Raw genomic sequence first — 21,327 nt, 5'->3', positions numbered from 1 at the left:
AAGGTCGGTATTAATCAAAGACAAACAAGAGCTGTAGCTGGCAGGAGTTTTCTCCGTGGGGCATAGACCCTGGTAAATAGCTTGGCTGGCACTCAGTGTATGAACAGGTGGGACGAAGGAAGTTGGGACACGATCCCTATAGACACGGAAGGTTCACTATCATAGCTAACAGAGGAATAAACGCCTTCATAAAGAAAAATCAGGATGCTTTATGAAGTGTACCTAAAATTAGCTATTCAGTACCAGATACAATGACTGTTCATGCAATTTTGCTCTTGATTTGAGGTTATAAAGGAAGAAAAAATACCTATAATTCAAGCATTTGAGGCTTGAAACATTAGGAAGGGATGTAAAACAAATCACCTATCTGGATACTCTAAATACACCATTTGCTAGGGAATATGAAAGGAGGATGTCGGAATTATGGCAGAAGTTAGATTAATCAACAATCTCAAGGGAATACTATATTTTCTGGATACTCCTCTTATGGATTTTGAAATAAAGGACAGAGAATTAATAAAAGCAACAGACTTAAGCCAAGGCAAGCTATATCCTTGGGAGCTGGCAAAGTTGGGCGTTTCCTATGGGAGCTTTGTTAGATTCTTCCAGCGTCGCACCATCAGAGAGGGGTGCATGTTCTATCGCGAACACCTTCGGGCTCTTGGAATGGATAAAATGGATTTCGATTTATATATAAAGAAGAACAATGGAAACAATCATCTAGACAATTATTGGGTGAAGTTTGATGATTTTGGAGCAAGGAAGTTTTCGGAACTTTAATTAATTGTGAAAAACCAGTCTCATTCCTTGAAAAGCAAATGCTTTTATTATAAAATTTTCACTGAAATCGTTTTCAATATACATTGTTTTATATAAAGGAGTGTTCAAAATGGTAGAATGGAAAAATTTTGATAAGCTCGAGTCATTCAAGACTCTCCAGGGGCTTAAGAATCAGGTAGAGCTCAAGACAGCTATGGCTGGTGCAAATGGTGCAAAGCGTGTTGCTGAGTACTGCGTGCCAATGTCAAACGGCATGGTTTACAACTTTGCTTCAAAGCAGGTTGATGACACAGTTCTTGATGCACTTGCAAAGCTTGCTGACGAGGCACAGCTTGTTGACAAGTTCGCAGCCCTCTACAACGGAGAGGTTATCAATACAGGTGAAAAGCGTCTCGTTCTTCACCAGCTCACACGTGGTCAGCTTGGCGATGATGTTATGGCTGATGGCGTTAACAAGAGAGAGTTCTATGTAAAGCAGCAGGAGCGCATCGCTGAGTTCGCAAACAAGGTTCACGCTGGCGAAATCGTTAACGAAGCAGGCGAGAAGTTCACATCTGTTGTTCAGATTGGTATCGGCGGATCAGACCTTGGTCCTCGCGCTATGTACCTTGCTCTTGAGAACTGGGCAAAGGTTACAGGCACATTCAAGATGGAGGCTCACTTCATTTCAAATGTAGATCCTGATGATGCAGCAGCTGTTCTTGCAGGCGTTGATGTTGCTCACTCTATCTTCATCCTCGTTTCTAAGTCAGGTACAACACTTGAGACACTTACAAACGAGTCATTCGTTAAGGATGCTCTTAAGAACGCTGGTCTTGATGCTTCAAAGCACATGATCGCCGTTACATCAGAGACATCTCCACTTGCAAAGTCATCTGATTACCTTGATGCATTCTTCATGGATGATTACATCGGCGGACGTTACTCATCTACATCTTCAGTAGGTGGCGCAGTTCTTTCACTTGCATTCGGTCCTGATGTATTTGCTCGTTTCCTTAACGGTGCAGCTGCAGAGGATGCTCTTGCAAAGAACACAGATATCCGCAAGAACCCAGCATTACTTGATGCACTTATCGGCGTATACGAGAGAAATATCCTTGGATATGAGTCTACAGCCGTTCTTCCATACTCACAGGCACTTAGCCGTTTCCCTGCTCACTTACAGCAGCTCGACATGGAGTCAAACGGCAAGAGCGTTAACCGTTTCGGTGAGGCAATTGACTATGTTACTGGTCCAGTTATCTTTGGTGAGCCAGGTACAAACGGACAGCACAGCTTCTACCAGCTCCTTCACCAAGGAACAAACATCATCCCTCTTCAGTTCGTTGGCTTCAAGAACAGCCAGATGGCAACAGATGTTGTAATCGAAGGCAGCACATCACAGCAGAAGCTTAAGGCAAACGTTGCAGCTCAGATTATGGCATTTGCTTGCGGTAAGGACGACGACAACCGCAACAAGTACTTCGAGGGCAACCGCCCATCATCAATTATCGTTGGTGACCAGCTCACACCAGAGACACTTGGTGCACTCCTTGCTCACTTCGAGAACAAGGTTATGTTCCAGGGATTTGCATGGAATGTTAACTCATTCGATCAGGAAGGTGTTCAGCTTGGTAAGGTACTTGCAAAGAAGGTACTTGCTGGCGATACATCAGATGCACTTGCAGCATACGCAAAGCTTCTTGATATTTAATCGAATATAAAATGTTTATTAAAAATGGCTATCGCTTATTGCGGTAGCCGTTTTTTTACGTTACGATAGGTTCTAGACGAAATAATGGAGTGGGTTAATATGGCATATCAAGACAATGAGCAAGAGCAGGTTACTAAAACATGGGCAGGGGAAAAAGCAAAGCTAGCCCAGATGCCTTTAGATAAAAAGATTGGATACGTATTTACGTATTATTGGATGCACATGTTGATTGTGCTTGTCATCATCGGAGTGATTGGTTGGTTCGTCCACCATCAGATGACGTACATAGATTACAAGCTATATGGAGTTGTTATCAATTCATCTCAGGTCGATGAGAATCTAGAAAAGACAATGCCAGATTTGCTTGGCATGGATAAGCACGAAGGTTTTTCTATGGTGGCTGGTTTATCCGGAGATGTGGATGCAAATTCAACAGCCTACTACAATCAAATCGATATCTACACCGTATCAGGGCAGATGGATTTCGCCTTCACCGATGAAGCGGGAGTCCAGTATTTATGCGACCTTGGCACACCACTAGATGTGACAAAGCAGCTTCCCGACAATCTCTTGGATTTATGGGCAAATCGCGAAGCTACATTCAGTCAACGCAACGAAAACGACGACACATACTTCGACAACTACGCAGCCATCGATATTTCCGGCACAAAAGTTCAGGAATACTTCGGCTTGGACGACAACATGTGTTATTTAGTGATTGTTGATTTATCAGGAAATGAAGAATACATGCAGAATTTCTACAATCTGCTTTATAAAATAGAAATAGGAGAATAGGTTTTGGAAAAATTATTTAACAACAGATTTATTGATGGGATTTCAAAAATCGCAGATGTGATTTTGATTAGTTTTTACTTCTTGGCATGCTCATTGCCCCTTGTGACAATCGGCGCCAGCTCCACAGCACTTTACTATGCCACACACAAATGCATCTACAAGGGCCGCGGTTACACCACTGAGTTCTTCCACTCATTCAAGGACAACTTCAAGCAGTCCACATTGTCATGGCTGATTTTCATTTTGCTATATGCAATCCTTGGAGGCGATATCTACATCACCAGAAATTACTTATCGCCAGACAGCCCATTTGCAGCAGCATCAATTTTCTTCATGGTGCTTCTAGTATTCACAGTGCTTTGGGCAATCTACCATTTTGCGTACATCGCCCGTTTTGAAAATGGCTTCAAGGAATCATTCAAAGTCTCAGCAGTTTTCATGATTGCAAACATCGGCTGGACTTTGGTAATGCTTGTGCTTTTAATCGCCATCTATTACCTTTGCTACAGATTCCTATTTTTAATCTTATTCGCACCAGGAATAATTTCCTGCACATTGCACCCAATTCTCGAAAAAGTCTTCCGCAAATACATGACCGAGGAAGACATCGCAAAAGAGGATGAATTATAAAATACAACGAGGATGTCAACTAAAGTGGCATCCTCGTTTTTTTATAAAAAAAGAATTAGATAAGATTAAATTAGAAAAGTGACAATTTTTTCATCAATAAGCTCGGCTTGTAGTGGCTGTTCTATCGTTTCAAATGAAGGTATGACCCTTCGGCCAATTTCGAACCCATTTTTTTCATATAATGTCATTTTAATTAGATTCTGTGAAGCGTAATTAGGATTGTCGGATAAACCAAAATGTTCCCAAATAAATGATTCCCTAGTCCTTTTATTTAGAACTAAAAAATCAGGATACTTGTTGATCCCATTTAGTATAATCTTGGGTTCATAAATATAAGGAACATCCATCATTTGGAGCTTATCGGCAATTATTTTTTCTGACTTCGAGCGAACCTGCTCACCTTTATTGGTTAAATAAATTGTTTTTGCTGGAAAAGTATTTTGGCAAGCGGGTGTTAAGGCATACCATTCGCGAACATAATCTTCGATTGGACTGATAATGGGAGATATCATACTTTGCTTTCCTTGCTTAAAAGAATGATAAATTTGATCAAGTTCATAAGGAAGATTAACCTGCTGTTTATGTTCGATTCGTTTAAGCTGATTATAAAGAGCATTAAGAATCTTTAGATTATAATCTCTTTGACATATAGATGATATTAATAGTATGTCATTAGCTGAAACGTATTTACCAGTTGCCGAGTTATCAGCATAATAATAGTAACGAGGATAGCCCTTACTAGTATGCAACTGTATTCGCCCGGTAGGAGCCTTTGTTAGTGCCTTTTCAGTAGACTTAATATATGATCGAATTAGGGAGATTAGTTCTTCAGTAGTTGGCATTCTCACTATTGTCTGTGTTGGATGATTGGGCCATCCCGTATTGTTATAAAATACAGAAGGACGATTTGATTTAATCTCAGTAACCATTAAAACTCCTTTGCTAATCACGTGTCTTTTGGATAAATAATGCCAAGTGAGATGATTGTAGATAAAAGTTAAGTGGTAATTATAAGAAAAGGAAAAAAGCGCACATTTTTTTGGAAAATGTAAGTGTATTTTTGAAGAATGAAATTAGCACTTATACATTTTTATATAAGTATAAGTGGAAATAATAAATGACTGAAAAACGCTTAACAAAAAAAGAGAGAGGATAAGCGATTTTCGAAAGATTAGAGATTACACTTAACAAATATAGTTGGGCGGTAAACTTTTTCATAGATAAGTTGAAATACACTTAACTTTTCAGAGAAAAAGTAAGCGTAATAAGAAAATAGAAAAATGCACTTAACTATCTTAAAGGGAGAGTAAGTGGTATAAAAGGATTAAGAATAAACACTTAAATACCTAGAAGTTAAGCCCATGCTAAAAGCTGCAGAAAGTTACCGCACAACCAAAATCTACAAAAATCTACTCATATCATGCCATTATTCAATTGTCTTTGGTGGGAAAAAGCCGATAAATCGGCGTGACATGCAAGTAATCCTGGTAATGCTGCTGTTCATTACGATATTGATACTGCATGAAATTGAAATGTGTGTTGTGAGTCACACAAATGTTATATATAACATAGATAAAACAAATTTGTCAAGTATAATAACATAAAGCGAGGCGGTGCAAACAAATGTTTGACTAATCATACTGCTGTGCTATAATACATTACATACGATTGTGTACAATTGAACCGAAAGGCTAAACTATGGATTTCAAATTACATTCAGAATATAAGCCAACAGGCGACCAGCCTCAGGCAATCGCAGATTTGGTGCGAGGATTCAAAGAAGGCAACCAGATGCAGACACTTCTTGGCGTTACCGGTTCTGGAAAGACCTTCACCATGGCCAATGTTATCGAGCAGCTCAACAAGCCAACCTTGATCATTGCTCACAACAAGACTTTGGCGGGCCAGCTGTATTCCGAGTTTAAGGAATTCTTCCCGGAGAACGCTGTGGAATACTTTGTGTCTTACTATGATTATTATCAGCCGGAAGCCTACGTGCCTAGCACTGATACATACATCGCAAAGGATTCTTCAATTAACGATGAAATAGACAAGCTGCGTCTTTCAGCCACAGCTTCATTATCAGAAAGACGGGATGTAATTATTGTCTCGTCTGTTTCTTGCATTTACGGCATCGGCGAGCCAGACGATTTCCAAAACATGATGGTTAGCCTTCGCCCAGGGGATATGAAGGATAGGGACGATGTTATCCATGAGCTGATTAACATCCAGTACATGCGAAATGACATGGATTTCGATCGAGGCACATTCCGCGTTCGTGGTGACACATTGGAGGTTATCCCTGCCAACACCAGCGATTACGGCATTCGCATCGAGTTCTTTGGAGATGAAATTGACCGTATTTGCGAGACAGATATTATGACTGGTCAGGTGAAACGTGAGCTAGAGCATGTTGCGATTTTCCCGGCCAGTCACTACGTCATCCCACAGGACAAGATTAACGCAGCCTGCGCCAGCATCGAAGCCGAGCTGGATGAGCGAGTGAAGTTTTTCAAATCCGAGGACAAGCTTATTGAAGCTCAGCGTATCGCAGAGCGTACAAACTTCGATATTGAAATGCTGCGTGAAACAGGCTTTTGCTCTGGCATCGAAAATTACAGCCGGCACATGACAAATCAGCAGCCTGGTGAGCCACCAAAGTGTTTGATTGATTATTTCAACGACGACTTCCTTATTATAGTGGACGAGAGTCACATCACTTTGCCACAGGTTCGTGGTATGTTTGCAGGCGACCAGGCCCGCAAAAAGACGCTGGTTGAGTATGGCTTCAGATTGCCATCAGCTCTCGACAACCGTCCTCTAAACTTTGGTGAGTTCGAATCAAAAATTGACCAGATTATGTTTGTGTCAGCTACACCAGGAGACTACGAGGAAGAGCATGAGTTGCTTCGCACTGAGCAGGTTATCCGCCCAACAGGCCTTCTTGATCCAGAGGTTGAGGTGCGCCCAGTTGAGGGGCAGATAGATGACCTTTTCAACGAAATCCAGAAGGAAGTTGAAAAGAAAAATAAGGTAATGATTACAACTCTCACCAAGCGAATGGCAGAGGATTTAACAGATTATCTTGCCGAGCTTGGAGTCAGAGTAAAATACATGCACTCCGACATCGACACCATGGAACGTGCGGAAATCATCCGCGACCTGCGTTTGGATGTGTTTGATGTTCTGGTTGGAATCAACCTTCTCAGGGAGGGATTGGATATTCCGGAAATCACACTTGTGGCGATTCTTGACGCTGATAAGGAAGGCTTCCTTCGAAGCGAGCGTTCGCTGATTCAGACAATTGGCCGTGCTGCCCGAAATTCAGAGGGTCACGTTATCATGTATGCAGATACCATGACGGAATCCATGGAAAAGGCCATCTCCGAGACAGAGCGCCGTCGCGAGATTCAAAAGGCTTACAACAAGGAGCATGGCATTACTCCACAGACAATTCAAAAATCAGTCCGTGAGCTTATTTCTATTTCTAAGGAAATCGCTCACAAGGAGATGCAGTTCAAGAAGGATCCTGAAGAGATGAACAAGCAGGAGCTTGAGAAGCTGATTGGCGACATTCAGAAGAAGATGAAGAAAGCCGCCACAGAGCTTAACTTCGAGGCTGCCGCAGAATACCGCGACAAGATGGTTGAGCTTAAAAACATGCTTAGAGATATGTCTGAAGAGTAATGCTATCTTGTAGGATAGACTTGTAAAACAAGTCATTTTTATGAGGAAAAGAAAATGAAAGAAAGAAAATATATAAAAATAAAGGGTGCCAATGAGCACAACCTGAAAAATGTTAGCCTGGACATTCCTCGTGATGAATTTGTTGTTCTCACAGGCTTGTCAGGTTCAGGTAAATCATCATTGGCATTTGATACAATTTTTGCCGAGGGCCAGCGTCGCTACATGGAGTCACTTTCTTCATATGCCCGCCAGTTCCTTGGCCAGATGGAAAAGCCAAATGTAGAGCACATGGAAGGTATGCCACCTGCTATCTCAATTGATCAGAAAAGTACCAACCACAACCCACGTTCTACAGTCGGCACAGTTACAGAAATTTATGACTACATGCGTCTGCTTTACGCTCGATGCGGTGTGCCTCATTGCCCAAATTGCGGCAAGCCAATCAGCAAACAGACTGTAGACCAGATGGTTGATGCCATTATGGCACTTCCAGAGCGCACAAAGATTCAGCTTCTTGCCCCAGTTGTCCGCGGACGAAAGGGTACACATGAAAAGCTTTTTGAAAAGGCAAAGAAATCGGGCTATGTTCGTGTAAACGTTGATGGAAATGTATACGATTTATCTGAAGAGATAAAGCTTGATAAAAATATAAAGCACAACATTGAAATCGTTGTTGACCGACTTGTTATAAAGGAAGGCATCGAAAAGCGTCTTACAGATTCTATCGAAGCAGTTCTCAAGCTTGCTGAAGGATTGATGATTGTTGATGTAATCGATGGAGAACCAATCAATTTCTCTGAGGGATTCTCATGTCCTGATTGTGGAATCAGCATCGACGAGGTGGAGCCACGAAGCTTCTCCTTCAACAATCCATTTGGTGCCTGTCCAGAGTGCTTCGGTCTTGGATACAAGATGGAGTTTGATGAGGACTTAATGATTCCTGACAAGAGCCTTTCATTCAATGAGGGGGCAGTTCAGGTTATCGGTTGGCAGTCATCTAATAAATCCACAAGCTTTGCTCACGCCTTGCTTGAGGCACTTGCCAAAGAATACAAGTTTTCTCTCGATACTCCATACAAGGAGCTACCAGAGAAGATTCGCCACATGTTCATCCATGGATTCGACAAGTCAGTAGATGTTCATTACGAAGGCCAACGAGGCCGCGGAGTGTACCCTACCGTATTCGAAGGCCTTATCGAAAATGTTAGCCGTCGATACAAGGAAACATATTCGGAATCAGCAAAGAAAGAGTACGAGGAGTTCATGTTCTACAGTGATTGTCCATGCTGTCATGGTCAGCGTTTGAAGAAGGAATCTCTTGCAGTTACTTTGGATGATAAAAACATTTTCGAAATGACTCAGTATCCTGTCCGTGAATTGTACGAAATGATTGACGGTCTCAATCTCACAGAGCAGCAGAAAAAAATCGGTGCAGTTGTCTTGAAGGAAATCAAGGCTCGTCTGAAGTTCATGGTAGATGTTGGCTTGGATTATCTTACACTTAGCCGCGCTACTGCCACACTTTCAGGTGGAGAGGCACAGCGAATCCGTCTTGCAACACAGATTGGTTCAGGTCTTGTCGGCGTAGCCTACATTTTGGATGAGCCATCTATTGGTCTCCACCAAAAAGATAACGACAAGTTATTAGCATCTCTCAAAGGCCTTAGAGACCTTGGAAATACGCTGATCGTAGTAGAACACGACGCTGATACTATGCGCGCTGCGGATTATCTTGTGGATATCGGACCTCGCGCCGGCAAGGACGGTGGAGAAGTCATCGCCGCTGGTACACCAGAGGAGATTATGGCATGCCCAGAATCTATCACCGGCCAGTATCTTAGTGGTAAGCTTTGCATCCCTGTTCCAAAGGAGCGCCGCGAGCCAAAGGGATGGCTTACTATCAAGGGCGCCCGCGAGCACAACCTTAAAAATATCGATGTTGATATTCCACTTGGAATCATGACAGTTGTTACAGGTGTGTCTGGCTCAGGAAAGAGCTCTCTTGTAAATGAGATTCTTTACAAGGATTTGGCAAAGCGCCTGAATCGTGCAAGAAAAGTATCAGGAAAGCACGATGATATTATTGGAACAGAGGCCCTTGATAAGGTTATCGATATCGACCAGTCTCCAATCGGACGCACACCTCGTTCAAACCCTGCCACTTACACTGGTGTGTTTGATTTGATCCGTGATTTGTTTGCCGGAACAACTGAGGCGAAGGAGCGCGGATATAATAAAGGAAGATTCTCCTTCAACGTAAAGGGCGGCCGATGTGAAGCCTGCTCAGGAGATGGTATCATCAAAATTGAGATGCACTTCCTGCCAGATGTTTACGTTCCTTGCGAAGTCTGCGGCGGCAAGCGTTACAACCGCGAGACTCTTGAGGTTCACTATAAAGGTAAGACAATTTACGATGTGCTTGATATGACAGTTGAAGAGGCTGTGGAATTCTTCAAAAATGTTCCAAGCATTCTTAATAAAATCCAGGCGCTTTATGATGTAGGACTTGGCTATATCAAGCTTGGTCAGCCAAGCACTACACTTTCAGGTGGAGAGGCACAGCGAATCAAGCTTGCTACAGAGCTTTCACGTCGTGCTACAGGCAAGACAATCTACATCTTAGATGAGCCAACTACTGGTCTTCATTTTGACGATGTAAACAAGCTTGTTGAAATCATGCGCAAGCTTTCTGATTCAGGAAACACAGTTGTAGTAATCGAGCACAATCTTGATGTTATTAAGTGTGCAGACTACATAATTGACATGGGTCCAGATGGAGGTGATCGTGGCGGAACTGTTATAGCCAAGGGTACACCAGAAGACATCGTAAAGGTAAAAAAGAGTTATACGGGGCAATATTTGAAAGATTATATATAAAACCGCACGTTCACAGAGGTGAGGAAGATTGGTAATATGGGACATTTTTTCACAAATCTTCACATAGCCATCACATAAGCACTGTATATTACTTCATGTACTAGCGGAAAGCTAATACCAAATTTTTCATAACTCAGCGACCGAAGGAGACTTTGGTCGCACTCCCCGAGAATTACGCCAGCGTTTTACGCTGGCTTTTTTATTATCTGAAATACTAAGGCTTGTCTGCGTAACTGGCAAAGAGGACACTATAAATACTTGAATAATGAAATAATTCGTATATAATAGAAACGTGAAAATGCGCAATTCTGCCGATAAGGCAGTAGAATAGATTAGAATTAGAAAGGATAATAACATGGCAGCATCAGATATCGGAATTGATTTGGGTACAGCAAGCGTTCTTGTATATGCAAAGGGCAAGGGCGTTGTTTTAAAAGAGCCTTCAGTTGTGGCTTTTGATAGAGATACTAATAAGATTAAGGAAATCGGCGAGGAGGCACGTCTTATGATTGGACGTACTCCTGGTAATATCGTGGCAGTTCGTCCACTTCGTCAGGGTGTTATCTCTGACTACACAGTTACAGAGAAAATGATTAAGTACTTCGTTCAGAAGGCAATGGGCAAGAAGAGCTATCGCAAGCCTCGTATTGCTGTTTGTGTTCCTTCTGGCGCTACAGAGGTTGAGAAGCGTGCCGTTGAGGATGCAGCTTTTGCAGCAGGCGCTCGTGAGGTTTCTATTATTGAGGAGCCTATCGCAGCAGCTATCGGTGCTGGTATCGATATTTCTCTTCCAATGGGAAATATGATTGTAGATATCGGTGGTGGTACAGCAGATATCGCTGTTATCTCACTTGGTAGCTCAGTAGTCAGCACATCTATCAAGGTTGCTGGTGATGATTTCGACGAGGCAATCGTTCGTTACATGAGAAAGAAGCACAACCTTCTTATCGGTGAACGTACAGCCGAGGATATTAAGATTAAGATTGGTCGTTGCTTCCCACTTGGCGAAGCAGAGACTATGGACGTTAGAGGACGTAACCTTGTTTCAGGTCTTCCAAAGACAATCACTGTTTCTTCAGAGGAGACAGAGGAAGCTCTCAAGGAATCTACAATGCAGATTGTTGAGGCTATTCACTCAGTTCTCGAGAAGACTCCACCAGAGCTTGCAGCCGATGTTGCAGACAGAGGTATCGTTCTTACAGGTGGCGGTGCACTTCTTCGTGGTCTTGAGGAGCTTATCGAGGACCGCACAGGTATCAACACAATGACTGCTGATGAGGCAATGACATGCGTAGCTATCGGTACAGGTCGCTATGTAGAGCTTCTTTCAGGAGATTAATTAAATAATATTGAATGTTTGACCCCTTTATATGGTAAAATGATTATGAAAAATAATATTTTTCCATAAAAGGGGTTAATTTTATTTTTCGGAAAACCGATAAAAGAGATGGAGAGTATTATAACCAAGTCTAAAAGAAGGGAGACTCCATGGTAAAAGGACTCTATACAGCCTATACAGGCATGATTAATGAGCAGAAGCGTCTTGATACTATTACTAACAACCTTGCCAACTCCAACACTACAGGCTTTAAAAAGGAAGGCATGGTGGCACAGTCATTTGACGAGCGCCTAGCAATCAAGATTAAGGACACATCAGCACTTGCAAACAGACCAGAAGGAATCGGATACATTTCTCTTGGTACAAAGGTGGGCGAGACTTACACTAACTGGGAGCAGGGCGGATTCCAGATTACCGACAAACCTTCAGATTTAGCAGTTGCAGGAAGCGGATTCTTTGCAGTTGCTTACACAAACAAAGCTGGTGAAACATCAGTCATGTACACAAGAGACGGTGCTTTCACAGTAGACACAGATGGTTATATCAGAACATCCAACGGAGATTACCTCCTCAATTCAGAGGGAGCCCTTACCGGACAGTACGGCGAGGACTATTACGTACAGATTGATCCAGCACTGGAATATGCAGTGGCACAGGACGGAACAATCACTCAGAATGGCGAGGAAGTCGATACAATCGGATTGGTGGATGTAGCTGATTACGATTACATCAATAAATACGGCGAAAACCTCTATTCACTTATTGATGGAGGAGAAATAATAGAAGCAGAAAATGGCTACATCGAGCAGGGGGTTCTTGAATCATCCAATGTCAATGTAGTTGATGAAATGGTTACAATGATTACCATAGCCAGAGCATACGAGGCAGGCCAGAAAATGATTCAGGCCGAGGACGAAACATTAGATAAGACCGTAAATCAGGTCGGCCAGGTATAAGTGGCCAATCACTAAGCAATAATTAGTAGATTATAGATAGCCAGTAGCTATAAATCTCTAACTCTTGCTCAAGCGAAGCATTCTTCGCTGAGCGGAGCAAGATGTTAGGATTGAGAGCGTAACTGGCGAGCCATAGTTCTAGGAGGAATTAGCTTATGATGAGATCTTTGTGGGCTGCAGCTTCAGGAATGAAGAGCCAGCAGACATCAGTAGACACAATTGCAAACAACCTTGCAAATGTTAACACCACAGCATATAAAGCTCAGAGTACACAGTTCAAGACTTTACTATATCAAACACTCCAAGCAACCAGCACAAACGCAGAGGGCGAGGCAAAGCCTACTAGCGCACAGGTTGGTCTTGGAACAAGAGTTGCTTCAATCAACTCTAACTTCACACAGGGCGCCCAGCTTGCAAATGATAGCAACACAGCGATGTGCATCACAGGCGAAGGCTTCTTTGCTGTACAGGATGGTGATGAAACTCACTACACCAGAAATGGTAACTTCACATGGGCTATCGACAACACAGGTGCAAAAGTCCTTACTACAGCAGAAGGCTATAAGGTACTAGATCAAGCCGGAAATCCAATTACACTTCCTGCAACAGCAGGTGAAAATGGATTTACAGTAAATCCAGATGACGGAGCTATTTCATATAGAAATGCCGATGGCACATACACAGCCACAGGCCAGTCAATTGCTTTGTATCAGTTTACAAACAGAGTTGGTCTTTCAAAAATCGGTGAAAACTTGTATGATGAGACTGTAGCTTCCGGTGAGCCAGTTTCAGAATGGAACACAAACGGCGTTATCAGAAGTTCTATTCTTCAGAACTACCTGGAAGGCTCAAATGTCAACGTTGCAGATGAAATGGTAAACCTTATCATCTCACAGCGTGCATATGAAATGAACTCAAAGGCGATTACTACTTCAGACACCATGTTGGAGCAGGCTAATAACCTTAAGAGATAAAGTAACAAGCCTACGCGGAGCGTAGGTTAACTAGCTGATAGAAGAGGGGATGCGGATGATGCCAAATCTATCTAATAGGGGGATTGAGAAATGGATTTAACGAGTATGAATACGTATTTGCAATCGCAATACACCAACCAGGCGAAAGCAGCAGCGGAAACAACTGCCAAATCAATTGGCAATATTTCCCAGAATTCATCAAGAGAAGAAATCGAAGATGCTGTTAAAAGCTTCGAGACTTACATGATGGAGCAGGTTGTAAAGCAGGTTAAGGAGTCTTTCGTAAACGAAGACGAAGAAAACAAAGACACAAACATGTCGATGTACAAGGATTTGTATATGGACAAGGCAATCACAGAGGTTGCATCTCAGCTTGTAGACCAAATTGGTGGAGATGTAACAGATGATTTTGTTGAGCAGATTATGCGCAACTATGGAATTACCGGAACAACAGGCGCTCAGACAGAATCCGCAGGTGTTGACGCAGCTACAGTTTCAGAAGACATCGCACAGACAAACGCGTCAAAAGTGACAGAAGTTTTAGCATAATGACCACCGCGTACATATAGTACGCGGTGTTTTTTTATGCTATTATTGTACCCATGGAAGAATTAACGGGTTACGTAGAAAACATAATTTTTAGAAATACAGATAATGGATACACAGTTCTGGACTTTGTGGCAGATGATGATTTGCTCACATGTACAGGACTTTTTCCTGTAATTGGAGAAGGTGAAAATCTTCTCCTTAGAGGAGAATTTGTGGAACATCCAACCTACGGCAGGCAGTTCAAGGTGGCAAGCTATGAGGTGGAGGCACCGGCAGATGAGCTATCCATGGAAAGATATTTAGGCTCTGGAGCTATCAAGGGAATCGGACCAAAGCTCGCTGCCAGAGTTGTAAAGAAGTTCGGTGCTGATACCTTCAGAATCATAGAGGATGAGCCTGAGCGACTTGCGGAAGTGAAGGGCATTTCAATCACAAAGGCTATGGAAATTTCCGACCAGATTGTTGGTGCAAAAGATATTAGAAATGCCATCATTTTTCTTGATAAATACGGCCTTCATGGCAATAAGGCTATCAAAATCTACAATCGTTTCGGCAATGAAATCTACAATGTTATACAGACAAATCCATACAAGCTTGCAGATGAAATCTCAGGAATCGGATTCAAAACTGCAGATGAAATCGCAAGCCAGGTTGGCATAAAGGTGGACTCTGAATTTCGAATTAAGGGCGGTATTCAATATATCCTTGGCCAGGGAGCTGGAATGGGACACACCTATCTCCCAATTGAGACCCTCAATCGTATGTCACAGGATTTGCTAAAGGTAGATGAGGGCACAATCGATGCCCAGATTATGAATCTTGCTATGGATAGTAAGATAATTATAAAAAAAGACTCTGAAGGAAATCGCCAGGTGTATTCAAAGGCATTCTATCGCATGGAAGAGTCAATCGCCGGCATGCTTCGTGAGCTGGATGTGAAATATAAGGTTGATAAGGAAGACCTTTCAAACACTATCCGCAGAATCGAAATCGAAGAGAAAGTGGAGCTTGATGAACTTCAGAAAAATGCTGTAATTGCAGCGGCAGAGCGAGGATTTTTCGTTCTTACCGGTGGTCCAGGTACTGGTAAAACAACAACTATCACCACCATGATTAAGCTGTTTGAGGACCAGGGCTACAATATCTTCCTAGGTGCTCCAACAGGTCGCGCAGCCAAGCGAATGAGTGAAGCTACAGGCTACGAAGCCAGAACAATTCATCGTATGCTTGAGGTTGCAGGCAACATGAATGACGATGATAGCGTCACATCATTTGCCAGATTCGACCGAAACGAGGAGAATCCTCTTGAGTGTGATGTAATCATTATTGATGAGATGTCCATGGTAGACGTGTCTTTGATGTATTCATTGCTAAAGGCAATTTCACCAGGTACTAGACTTATTCTGGTTGGTGATGAAAATCAGCTACCAAGCGTTGGCCCTGGAAATGTTCTAAAGGATATTTTAGCATCAGAAAGATTCACGGCGGTTACCCTGAAAAAGATTTTCCGTCAGGCTCAGGAAAGTGACATCGTCGTAAATGCTCACAAAATTCACCAGGGAGAGCATGTTGTACTTGATAATAAATCAAAGGATTTCTTCTTTTTAAAGAGAGATGATGCTGACACAATCATCAATGTCATGCTTACTCTTGTTAGAGATAAAATGCCAAAATACGTAGATGCTGGCATTAGCGAGATACAGGTTCTCACTCCTACCAGAAAAGGATTGATTGGTGTAGAGCGATTAAATGGAATTCTTCAGAATTTCCTAAATCCACCTGCCCCTAACAAAAAAGAGTGGTCAGGAGATACTCGTATTTTCCGCGAGGGCGATAAGGTTATGCAGATTCGTAACGATTATCAGCTAGAGTGGGAAGTCACCGGTGGCTACAACATCACCATTGAAAAGGGTGTTGGTGTCTTTAATGGAGATGTGGGAATCATCAAGGATATCAACGATTGGGCTAAGACTATCACAGTAGAATACGAAGAAAAACGAAAAGTGGTTTATCCATTTGCTAATCTGGACGAATTGGAGCTAGCATATGCTATCACTATTCACAAGTCCCAGGGTTCTGAATATCCAGCAGTTGTAATGCCAGTTATGGATGGTCCAAAGATGTTAATGAACAGAAACATTCTCTACACTGCCATTACCAGAGCAAAAAAATGCGTCACCATGGTAGGCGACGCAAATGTATTTTATTCTATGGTGGATAATACATCCCAGGCAGCAAGGTATTCTGGATTGAAAGACAGAATACAGGAAGCCTTTATAGAATAGCTTTAATATATAAATCTTTGTTGACAGAATCGGCGAGATTGATGATGTCGCCGTTGTCCATTTGAATAACAGGTCGTGAAAGGTTGCTCTTATTGATGTAAACCACGCGGCCTGTTTTTGCATTATTAAGAATAATGCGGCTGTTGCTGTAGGCGTTTGCAATACGCTCAAGGAAAGTGAGCACGTATTTAGTGTGGTATTTCTGAAGTCCTTCTTTTTCAAACTCAGCAATAACCTGGAATGAACAAAGTGGATCACGATGTGCTCTGGCACAAGTCATTGCATCGTAAACATCAGCAATGGCAACGATACATGAGAAGTCGTCCATTTCATCTTCCAGAAGGCCTCTAGGATAGCCACTACCGTCGCTTCGCTCGTGATGCTGTAAAGCAGCGGAAAGAATTCTGGAATCAAAGCCCTTATTATTAAGAAGCTTTTTGCCAAGAAGAGGATGAGTCTTCATTGTGGCGTATTCTTCTGCGGTCAGCTTATCAGGTTTGTTCAGAATAGATTCTGGTATCTGTGTCTTTCCAATATCATGAAGAAGACCGGCAAGTGTAAGGACGTTCAAATCATTCTTTGGAAGCTGAAGCCATTTTCCGATTGAACGGGAAATGAGGGCTACGTTCAAAGAGTGAGTGTAAATTGGGTCATCTAAGTTACGCATGTTTGAAAGCATATCTAAAAGCTCAAGTGAAGTCTTTGATTTGAAAAGAGACTCACAGTTCTCAAGCATGAGGTCGGAGCATTCTGCGCCACCTCCTGCGATAATAGCTTCAAAGTTTTCTTTTAAGTAACCGATATTCAACGCATAGTCCGACTGGAACTTCTGAAATTTTGGAGAAGCTTTCAGGCGCTGAGTATAGGTGATCTGGTCACTGACTCTTGATTCTGGTTTAGCGGAAGCAGGAGCAGGAGTTGGTTCTGGTTCTGGCTCTGGCTCAGGTTCTGGCTCAGGGTCTTCAACAGTAACCGCTTCGATTTTGTAAAAGGCAAGCTTGGCAATAAGCTGATTTGTCAGCGTTTCACCAGCTTTTGAAATGGTCTGGCCACGCTTGGTCATGATAGGTTCAGCTACAACCATACCAGCCTTCAATTCGTCTACTGCTAGTGTCATTGTTCTACCTCTAATTTTTCATAATTATATATTATAATTATACGTATACAATTTCGGGATTACAAGGCAATACTTAGACGATGACAGTTATAAAAATATGTCTATTGCCGAAAATCCCATATGACGTTATACTATATAAGCTTAGGCAACTAATTTTTTTATTTTAAGAAAGAGAGTCAAAAAATGGAAAAGTTACTTTTTACTTCAGAGTCAGTAACAGAAGGCCATCCAGATAAGGTATGTGATGCCGTATCGGATGCCATCCTCGATGCTTGCCTAGCTGAAGATCCAATGAGCCGTGTTGCTTGTGAGACAGCTTCATGTACAGGATTCGTTCTTGTAACAGGCGAAATCACAACAAAGGCACAGCTTGATGTTCCAGCTATTGTTCGCAAGACTCTTCTTGAAATCGGTTATGACGATGGAAAGAAAGGCATCGATGGAAACTCTTGCGCTGTTATGGTCGCTCTTGATCAACAATCCGCTGACATTGCTATGGGTGTTGACAAGGCTCTTGAGGCAAAGGAAGGCTCACTTACAGATGACCTGGATACAGGCGCTGGTGACCAGGGTATGATGTTCGGTTACGCTACTAACGAAACAGAAGAACTCATGCCTTATCCTATTTCTCTTGCTCATAGACTTGCTCTTCAGCTTACCAATGTCCGCAAGGATGGCACACTTAGCTATCTTCGCCCAGACGGCAAAACACAGGTATCTGTAGAGTATGACGAGGCTGGCAAGCCAGTTCGACTTGAGGCTGTAGTTTTATCTACTCAGCATGATGAAGATGTTACTCAGGAACAGATTCACGAAGACATCAAAAAATACGTATTCGATCCAGTCCTTCCAAAGGACATGATTGATGACAAGACAAAGTTCTACATCAATCCAACAGGACGTTTCGTTATTGGTGGTCCTCATGGCGATGCAGGTCTTACAGGACGTAAGATCATCGTAGACACATATGGTGGATACGCTCGTCACGGCGGCGGTGCTTTCTCAGGAAAGGACTGCACAAAGGTAGACCGTTCAGGTGCATATGCAGCACGTTACGTTGCAAAGAACATCGTAGCAGCAGGTCTTGCAGACAAATGCGAGATTCAGCTTTCATACGCTATCGGTGTTGCTGAACCTACATCAGTTATGGTTGATACATTCGGCACAGGAAAGCTTTCAGATGAAAAGATTATCGAAATCGTTCGCGAGAACTTCGATCTTCGTCCAGCAGGAATCATCAAGATGCTCGACCTTCGTCGTCCAATCTATCGTCCAACAGCAGCTTATGGTCACTTCGGCCGTACAGATGTTAAGCTTCCATGGGAAGCAACAGACAAAGCAGAGGCTTTAAAGAAATATCTTTAATAAATCACTTATGTTATAATTTAGGCAGTCCTTAGGGGCTGCCTATTTTTTATGAGGTAAGTATTATGAAACTAAAAAACAGACTTATTATTTCATTTTTTATAATCACACTTGTTCCAGTGGCACTGTTTTGCAGTTTGATGCTGGGAATGAAAAAACTTGTATTGGAGGCCACGGAAGAGCAAATCATATCCAGCGAAATTATGCATTCTTTTAAGGCATATATGGATGAGGCGGGAAAGTTTGACGAGTTGGTTACAAACTTCTGTATTTCTGAGTTTGTAATTCTCCTTGTGACCGCAATCATTATGGTTGTTTGGATATACAGAGGAATCGCTCCACAGTTAAAGATGCTAAAGGTTGCCGCTAATAATATCAAAGAAGGCAACCTTGATTTCAGCGTAGCAAGCCAAGGTACAGATGAAATGAGTGAGCTTTGTAATGCATTTGAAGACATGCGAGTTCGTCTTAAGAATAATGCAAAGGACAGGCTTGAGGATGAGGCAGAGCAGAGGGCGTTGATTTCAAATATTGCTCACGATCTTAAAACCCCAATCACTGCTATCAAGGGATATGCAGAAGGCATGCTTGATGGTGTTGCAGACACACCTGAAAAGCAGGAGAAATACATTCGCACAATATACAACAAGGCCAATGAAATGAATACACTTATCAATGAGTTGACCCTGTATTCAAATATCGATACCAACAAGATTCCATACAATTTCCAAAAGCTCAACCTGAGAGCGTACTTTGAGGACTGTATCGAAGAGCTTGGTATGGATCTTGAAAACCAGCATATCAGGCTTGATTATGCTAATTTTGTAGACCCAGATGTTTTGATAATTGCAGACCCAGAGCAGCTAGGTCGTATCATTCACAACATCGTCAGCAACTCTGTTAAATACATGAGGGCAGATGTGGCATCCCGTGTTGGTATAGTCATAAAGGATGTTGGTGATTTTGTTCAGGTGGAAATTTCGGACAATGGCAAGGGAATTGCAACACAAGATTTGCCATATGTTTTTGATAGATTCTATAGAGCTGATACATCCCGCAATTCTGCGGCCGGTGGAAGTGGAATTGGTCTTTCAATAGTAAAGAAAATTATCGAGGACCACGGCGGCAAGATTTGGGTTACAAGCAAGGAAAACGAAGGTACAACAATGTATTTCGTCATTAGAAAATTCATTGAAAATGAGGAGGTCGTAAATGAGTAGAATTTTAATCATCGAAGATGAGGAAGCAATTGCAGAGCTTGAGAAAGATTACCTAGAGCTTTCTAATTTCGAAGTAGATATAGAAGCTGATGGAGAAAAGGGCTTACAGAAGGCCTTGGCAGGCAACTACGATATGTACATCCTGGATTTAATGCTTCCAGGTGTAGACGGATTTGAGCTTTGCAAGCGTATCCGTGAGGTTAAAAATGTACCTATTCTCATGGTTACAGCTAAAAAAGAAGAAATCGACAAAATCAGAGGACTTGGCCTCGGTGCAGATGACTACATCACGAAGCCATTTTCACCAAGTGAGCTTGTAGCGAGAGTAAAGGCTCATCTTGCAAGATATGAGCGCCTCGTTCAGTCACCAGCTATTCAAAAGAATGAAATCAGCATTCGTGGACTTCGTATTGATAAGGCTAGCCGCCGTGTATGGATAAATGGTGAGGAAAAGACATTTACTGCAAAAGAATTTGATTTACTTACATTCCTTGCAGAGAATCCAAATGTTATCTACTCGAAGGAGCAGCTTTTTGAGACACTTTGGGGAGAGGAATCAATCGGTGATATCTCTACTGTTACAGTGCATGTAAATAAGATTCGCGAAAAGATTGAGTTGAACACATCAAAGCCACAGTACATCGAAACAATCTGGGGCGTAGGCTACAGATTTAAAGTGTGAGAATTTTGCGAAAACTATGAAAGAATACAGAAAAGTGCTAAAATTCTATTAAGACTCAATTAATAAGTCCAGCGGTGTGATGTCAAGTGAAGAAGAATAAAAATTCTTTTATTTTTTGATATATTTCACGAAAAGAAAAAACGACCACCTAAGCCCTGTCGACCATATTTTTAAATGAGCAGGGCGTACTCATCAGCAAGTAGGTGATACTACTATGCTGGACGATATAGACGATTGTCTTTCAGCAGTCGAAAGACTAATCGCACAAGTTTACGGGCAGTTAATGCGAGTGCACGTTTATGTTGGTATCTGTTTACCTCTTTGTATTTGAGGTGATAGAAGTCGTTGTATTCCTTGTCGCATCTTACAAGAGATAAT

The 21,327-nt window shown here is 42.2% G+C and carries 16 protein-coding genes; 14 read left to right on the top strand and 2 right to left on the bottom strand.

The genetic code is table 11. The features are described from left to right. Positions 1–423: 423 nt before the first annotated feature. From BM102_RS13715 to BM102_RS13700, 4 genes are all read left to right on the top strand, one after another. Complete coding sequence (locus tag BM102_RS13715) at positions 424–780, top strand: hypothetical protein (protein ID WP_090482867.1); 357 nt, start codon at positions 424–426, stop codon at positions 778–780. A 109-nt stretch (positions 781–889) separates the two neighbouring features. Continuing rightward, positions 890–2,473, top strand: coding sequence for a glucose-6-phosphate isomerase (locus tag BM102_RS13710; RefSeq protein ID WP_074790861.1), 1,584 nt, complete (start codon positions 890–892; stop codon positions 2,471–2,473). A gap of 99 nt (positions 2,474–2,572) precedes the next feature. After that, the gene (locus tag BM102_RS13705) at positions 2,573–3,268 is read left to right on the top strand and encodes a hypothetical protein (protein WP_090482864.1); all 696 of its coding nucleotides are present in this window, start codon (positions 2,573–2,575) and stop codon (positions 3,266–3,268) included. Between the two features lie 3 nt (positions 3,269–3,271). Next, entirely contained in the window at positions 3,272–3,898 is a 627-nt protein-coding gene (locus tag BM102_RS13700; protein ID WP_044936428.1) for a YesL family protein, read from the top strand. Positions 3,899–3,963: 65 nt separating this feature from the next. Here the strand turns inward: BM102_RS13700 and BM102_RS13695 are convergent, their stop codons facing one another. Next, positions 3,964–4,827 (bottom strand): hypothetical protein, encoded by an 864-nt coding sequence (locus tag BM102_RS13695; protein ID WP_090394805.1) that lies wholly within the window; start codon positions 4,825–4,827, stop codon positions 3,964–3,966. Positions 4,828–5,596: 769 nt separating this feature from the next. Between BM102_RS13695 and uvrB the strand changes: the two genes are divergently transcribed. The 7 genes from uvrB to recD2 all read left to right on the top strand — a co-directional run bounded on the left by uvrB (position 5,597) and on the right by recD2 (position 16,565). Further along, the gene (gene uvrB, locus BM102_RS13690; protein WP_044936427.1) at positions 5,597–7,585 is read left to right on the top strand and encodes an excinuclease ABC subunit UvrB; all 1,989 of its coding nucleotides are present in this window, start codon (positions 5,597–5,599) and stop codon (positions 7,583–7,585) included. Positions 7,586–7,639: 54 nt separating this feature from the next. Further along, positions 7,640–10,462 (top strand): excinuclease ABC subunit UvrA, encoded by a 2,823-nt coding sequence (gene uvrA / locus BM102_RS13685; protein ID WP_090482861.1) that lies wholly within the window; start codon positions 7,640–7,642, stop codon positions 10,460–10,462. Positions 10,463–10,817: 355 nt separating this feature from the next. After that, positions 10,818–11,801: a rod shape-determining protein gene (locus BM102_RS13680; RefSeq protein WP_044936425.1), complete on the top strand. Its 984-nt coding sequence runs from the start codon at positions 10,818–10,820 to the stop codon at positions 11,799–11,801. Between the two features lie 149 nt (positions 11,802–11,950). Beyond that, positions 11,951–12,757 (top strand): flagellar hook-basal body protein, encoded by an 807-nt coding sequence (locus tag BM102_RS13675; protein WP_044936424.1) that lies wholly within the window; start codon positions 11,951–11,953, stop codon positions 12,755–12,757. Positions 12,758–12,912: 155 nt separating this feature from the next. Further along, the gene (locus tag BM102_RS13670; RefSeq protein ID WP_044936423.1) at positions 12,913–13,731 is read left to right on the top strand and encodes a flagellar hook-basal body protein; all 819 of its coding nucleotides are present in this window, start codon (positions 12,913–12,915) and stop codon (positions 13,729–13,731) included. Between the two features lie 90 nt (positions 13,732–13,821). Beyond that, positions 13,822–14,280 carry a hypothetical protein gene (locus BM102_RS13665; RefSeq protein WP_090482858.1) on the top strand — a complete coding sequence of 153 codons (459 nt, stop codon included), beginning with the start codon at positions 13,822–13,824 and terminating at the stop codon, positions 14,278–14,280. Between the two features lie 53 nt (positions 14,281–14,333). Further along, complete coding sequence (gene recD2, locus BM102_RS13660) at positions 14,334–16,565, top strand: SF1B family DNA helicase RecD2 (RefSeq protein WP_177194978.1); 2,232 nt, start codon at positions 14,334–14,336, stop codon at positions 16,563–16,565. Here recD2 and BM102_RS13655 read toward each other — a convergent pair. Further along, positions 16,555–17,682 (bottom strand): HD-GYP domain-containing protein, encoded by a 1,128-nt coding sequence (locus BM102_RS13655; protein ID WP_090482856.1) that lies wholly within the window; start codon positions 17,680–17,682, stop codon positions 16,555–16,557. The genes recD2 and BM102_RS13655 overlap by 11 nt on opposite strands. Before the next feature lie 183 nt (positions 17,683–17,865). Here BM102_RS13655 and metK point away from each other — a divergent pair, with 183 nt between their 5' ends. From metK to BM102_RS13640, 3 genes are all read left to right on the top strand, one after another. Beyond that, positions 17,866–19,047 carry a methionine adenosyltransferase gene (metK, locus tag BM102_RS13650; protein ID WP_074790876.1) on the top strand — a complete coding sequence of 394 codons (1,182 nt, stop codon included), beginning with the start codon at positions 17,866–17,868 and terminating at the stop codon, positions 19,045–19,047. A 65-nt stretch (positions 19,048–19,112) separates the two neighbouring features. Next, positions 19,113–20,267: a sensor histidine kinase gene (locus BM102_RS13645; RefSeq protein WP_177194977.1), complete on the top strand. Its 1,155-nt coding sequence runs from the start codon at positions 19,113–19,115 to the stop codon at positions 20,265–20,267. Continuing rightward, positions 20,260–20,949: a response regulator transcription factor gene (locus BM102_RS13640; RefSeq protein ID WP_033152829.1), complete on the top strand. Its 690-nt coding sequence runs from the start codon at positions 20,260–20,262 to the stop codon at positions 20,947–20,949. Before BM102_RS13645 ends, BM102_RS13640 begins: the two co-directional genes overlap by 8 nt. Positions 20,950–21,327 lie beyond the last annotated feature (378 nt).

Source organism: Pseudobutyrivibrio sp. JW11 (genome assembly GCF_900115355.1).
GTDB lineage: Bacteria > Bacillota > Clostridia > Lachnospirales > Lachnospiraceae > Pseudobutyrivibrio > Pseudobutyrivibrio ruminis.
Note: the sequence above shows the minus strand (reverse complement) of the source record. Positions and strands in the feature narration are given on the sequence as shown.

Excerpts from the sequence above, each read along its gene's own strand:
- recD2 (WP_177194978.1), top strand. The coding sequence starts at position 14,334 with ATGGAAGAATTAACGGGTTACGTAGAAAACATAATTTTTAGAAATACA.
- BM102_RS13710 (WP_074790861.1), top strand. The coding sequence starts at position 890 with ATGGTAGAATGGAAAAATTTTGATAAGCTCGAGTCATTCAAGACTCTC.
- uvrB (WP_044936427.1), top strand. The coding sequence starts at position 5,597 with ATGGATTTCAAATTACATTCAGAATATAAGCCAACAGGCGACCAGCCT.
- BM102_RS13640 (WP_033152829.1), top strand. The coding sequence starts at position 20,260 with ATGAGTAGAATTTTAATCATCGAAGATGAGGAAGCAATTGCAGAGCTT.
- BM102_RS13680 (WP_044936425.1), top strand. The coding sequence starts at position 10,818 with ATGGCAGCATCAGATATCGGAATTGATTTGGGTACAGCAAGCGTTCTT.
- BM102_RS13670 (WP_044936423.1), top strand. The coding sequence starts at position 12,913 with ATGATGAGATCTTTGTGGGCTGCAGCTTCAGGAATGAAGAGCCAGCAG.
- BM102_RS13705 (WP_090482864.1), top strand. The coding sequence starts at position 2,573 with ATGGCATATCAAGACAATGAGCAAGAGCAGGTTACTAAAACATGGGCA.
- BM102_RS13715 (WP_090482867.1), top strand. The coding sequence starts at position 424 with ATGGCAGAAGTTAGATTAATCAACAATCTCAAGGGAATACTATATTTT.
- metK (WP_074790876.1), top strand. The coding sequence starts at position 17,866 with ATGGAAAAGTTACTTTTTACTTCAGAGTCAGTAACAGAAGGCCATCCA.
- uvrA (WP_090482861.1), top strand. The coding sequence starts at position 7,640 with ATGAAAGAAAGAAAATATATAAAAATAAAGGGTGCCAATGAGCACAAC.
- BM102_RS13665 (WP_090482858.1), top strand. The coding sequence starts at position 13,822 with ATGGATTTAACGAGTATGAATACGTATTTGCAATCGCAATACACCAAC.
- BM102_RS13645 (WP_177194977.1), top strand. The coding sequence starts at position 19,113 with ATGAAACTAAAAAACAGACTTATTATTTCATTTTTTATAATCACACTT.
- BM102_RS13675 (WP_044936424.1), top strand. The coding sequence starts at position 11,951 with ATGGTAAAAGGACTCTATACAGCCTATACAGGCATGATTAATGAGCAG.
- BM102_RS13655 (WP_090482856.1), bottom strand. The coding sequence starts at position 17,682 with ATGACACTAGCAGTAGACGAATTGAAGGCTGGTATGGTTGTAGCTGAA.
- BM102_RS13695 (WP_090394805.1), bottom strand. The coding sequence starts at position 4,827 with ATGGTTACTGAGATTAAATCAAATCGTCCTTCTGTATTTTATAACAAT.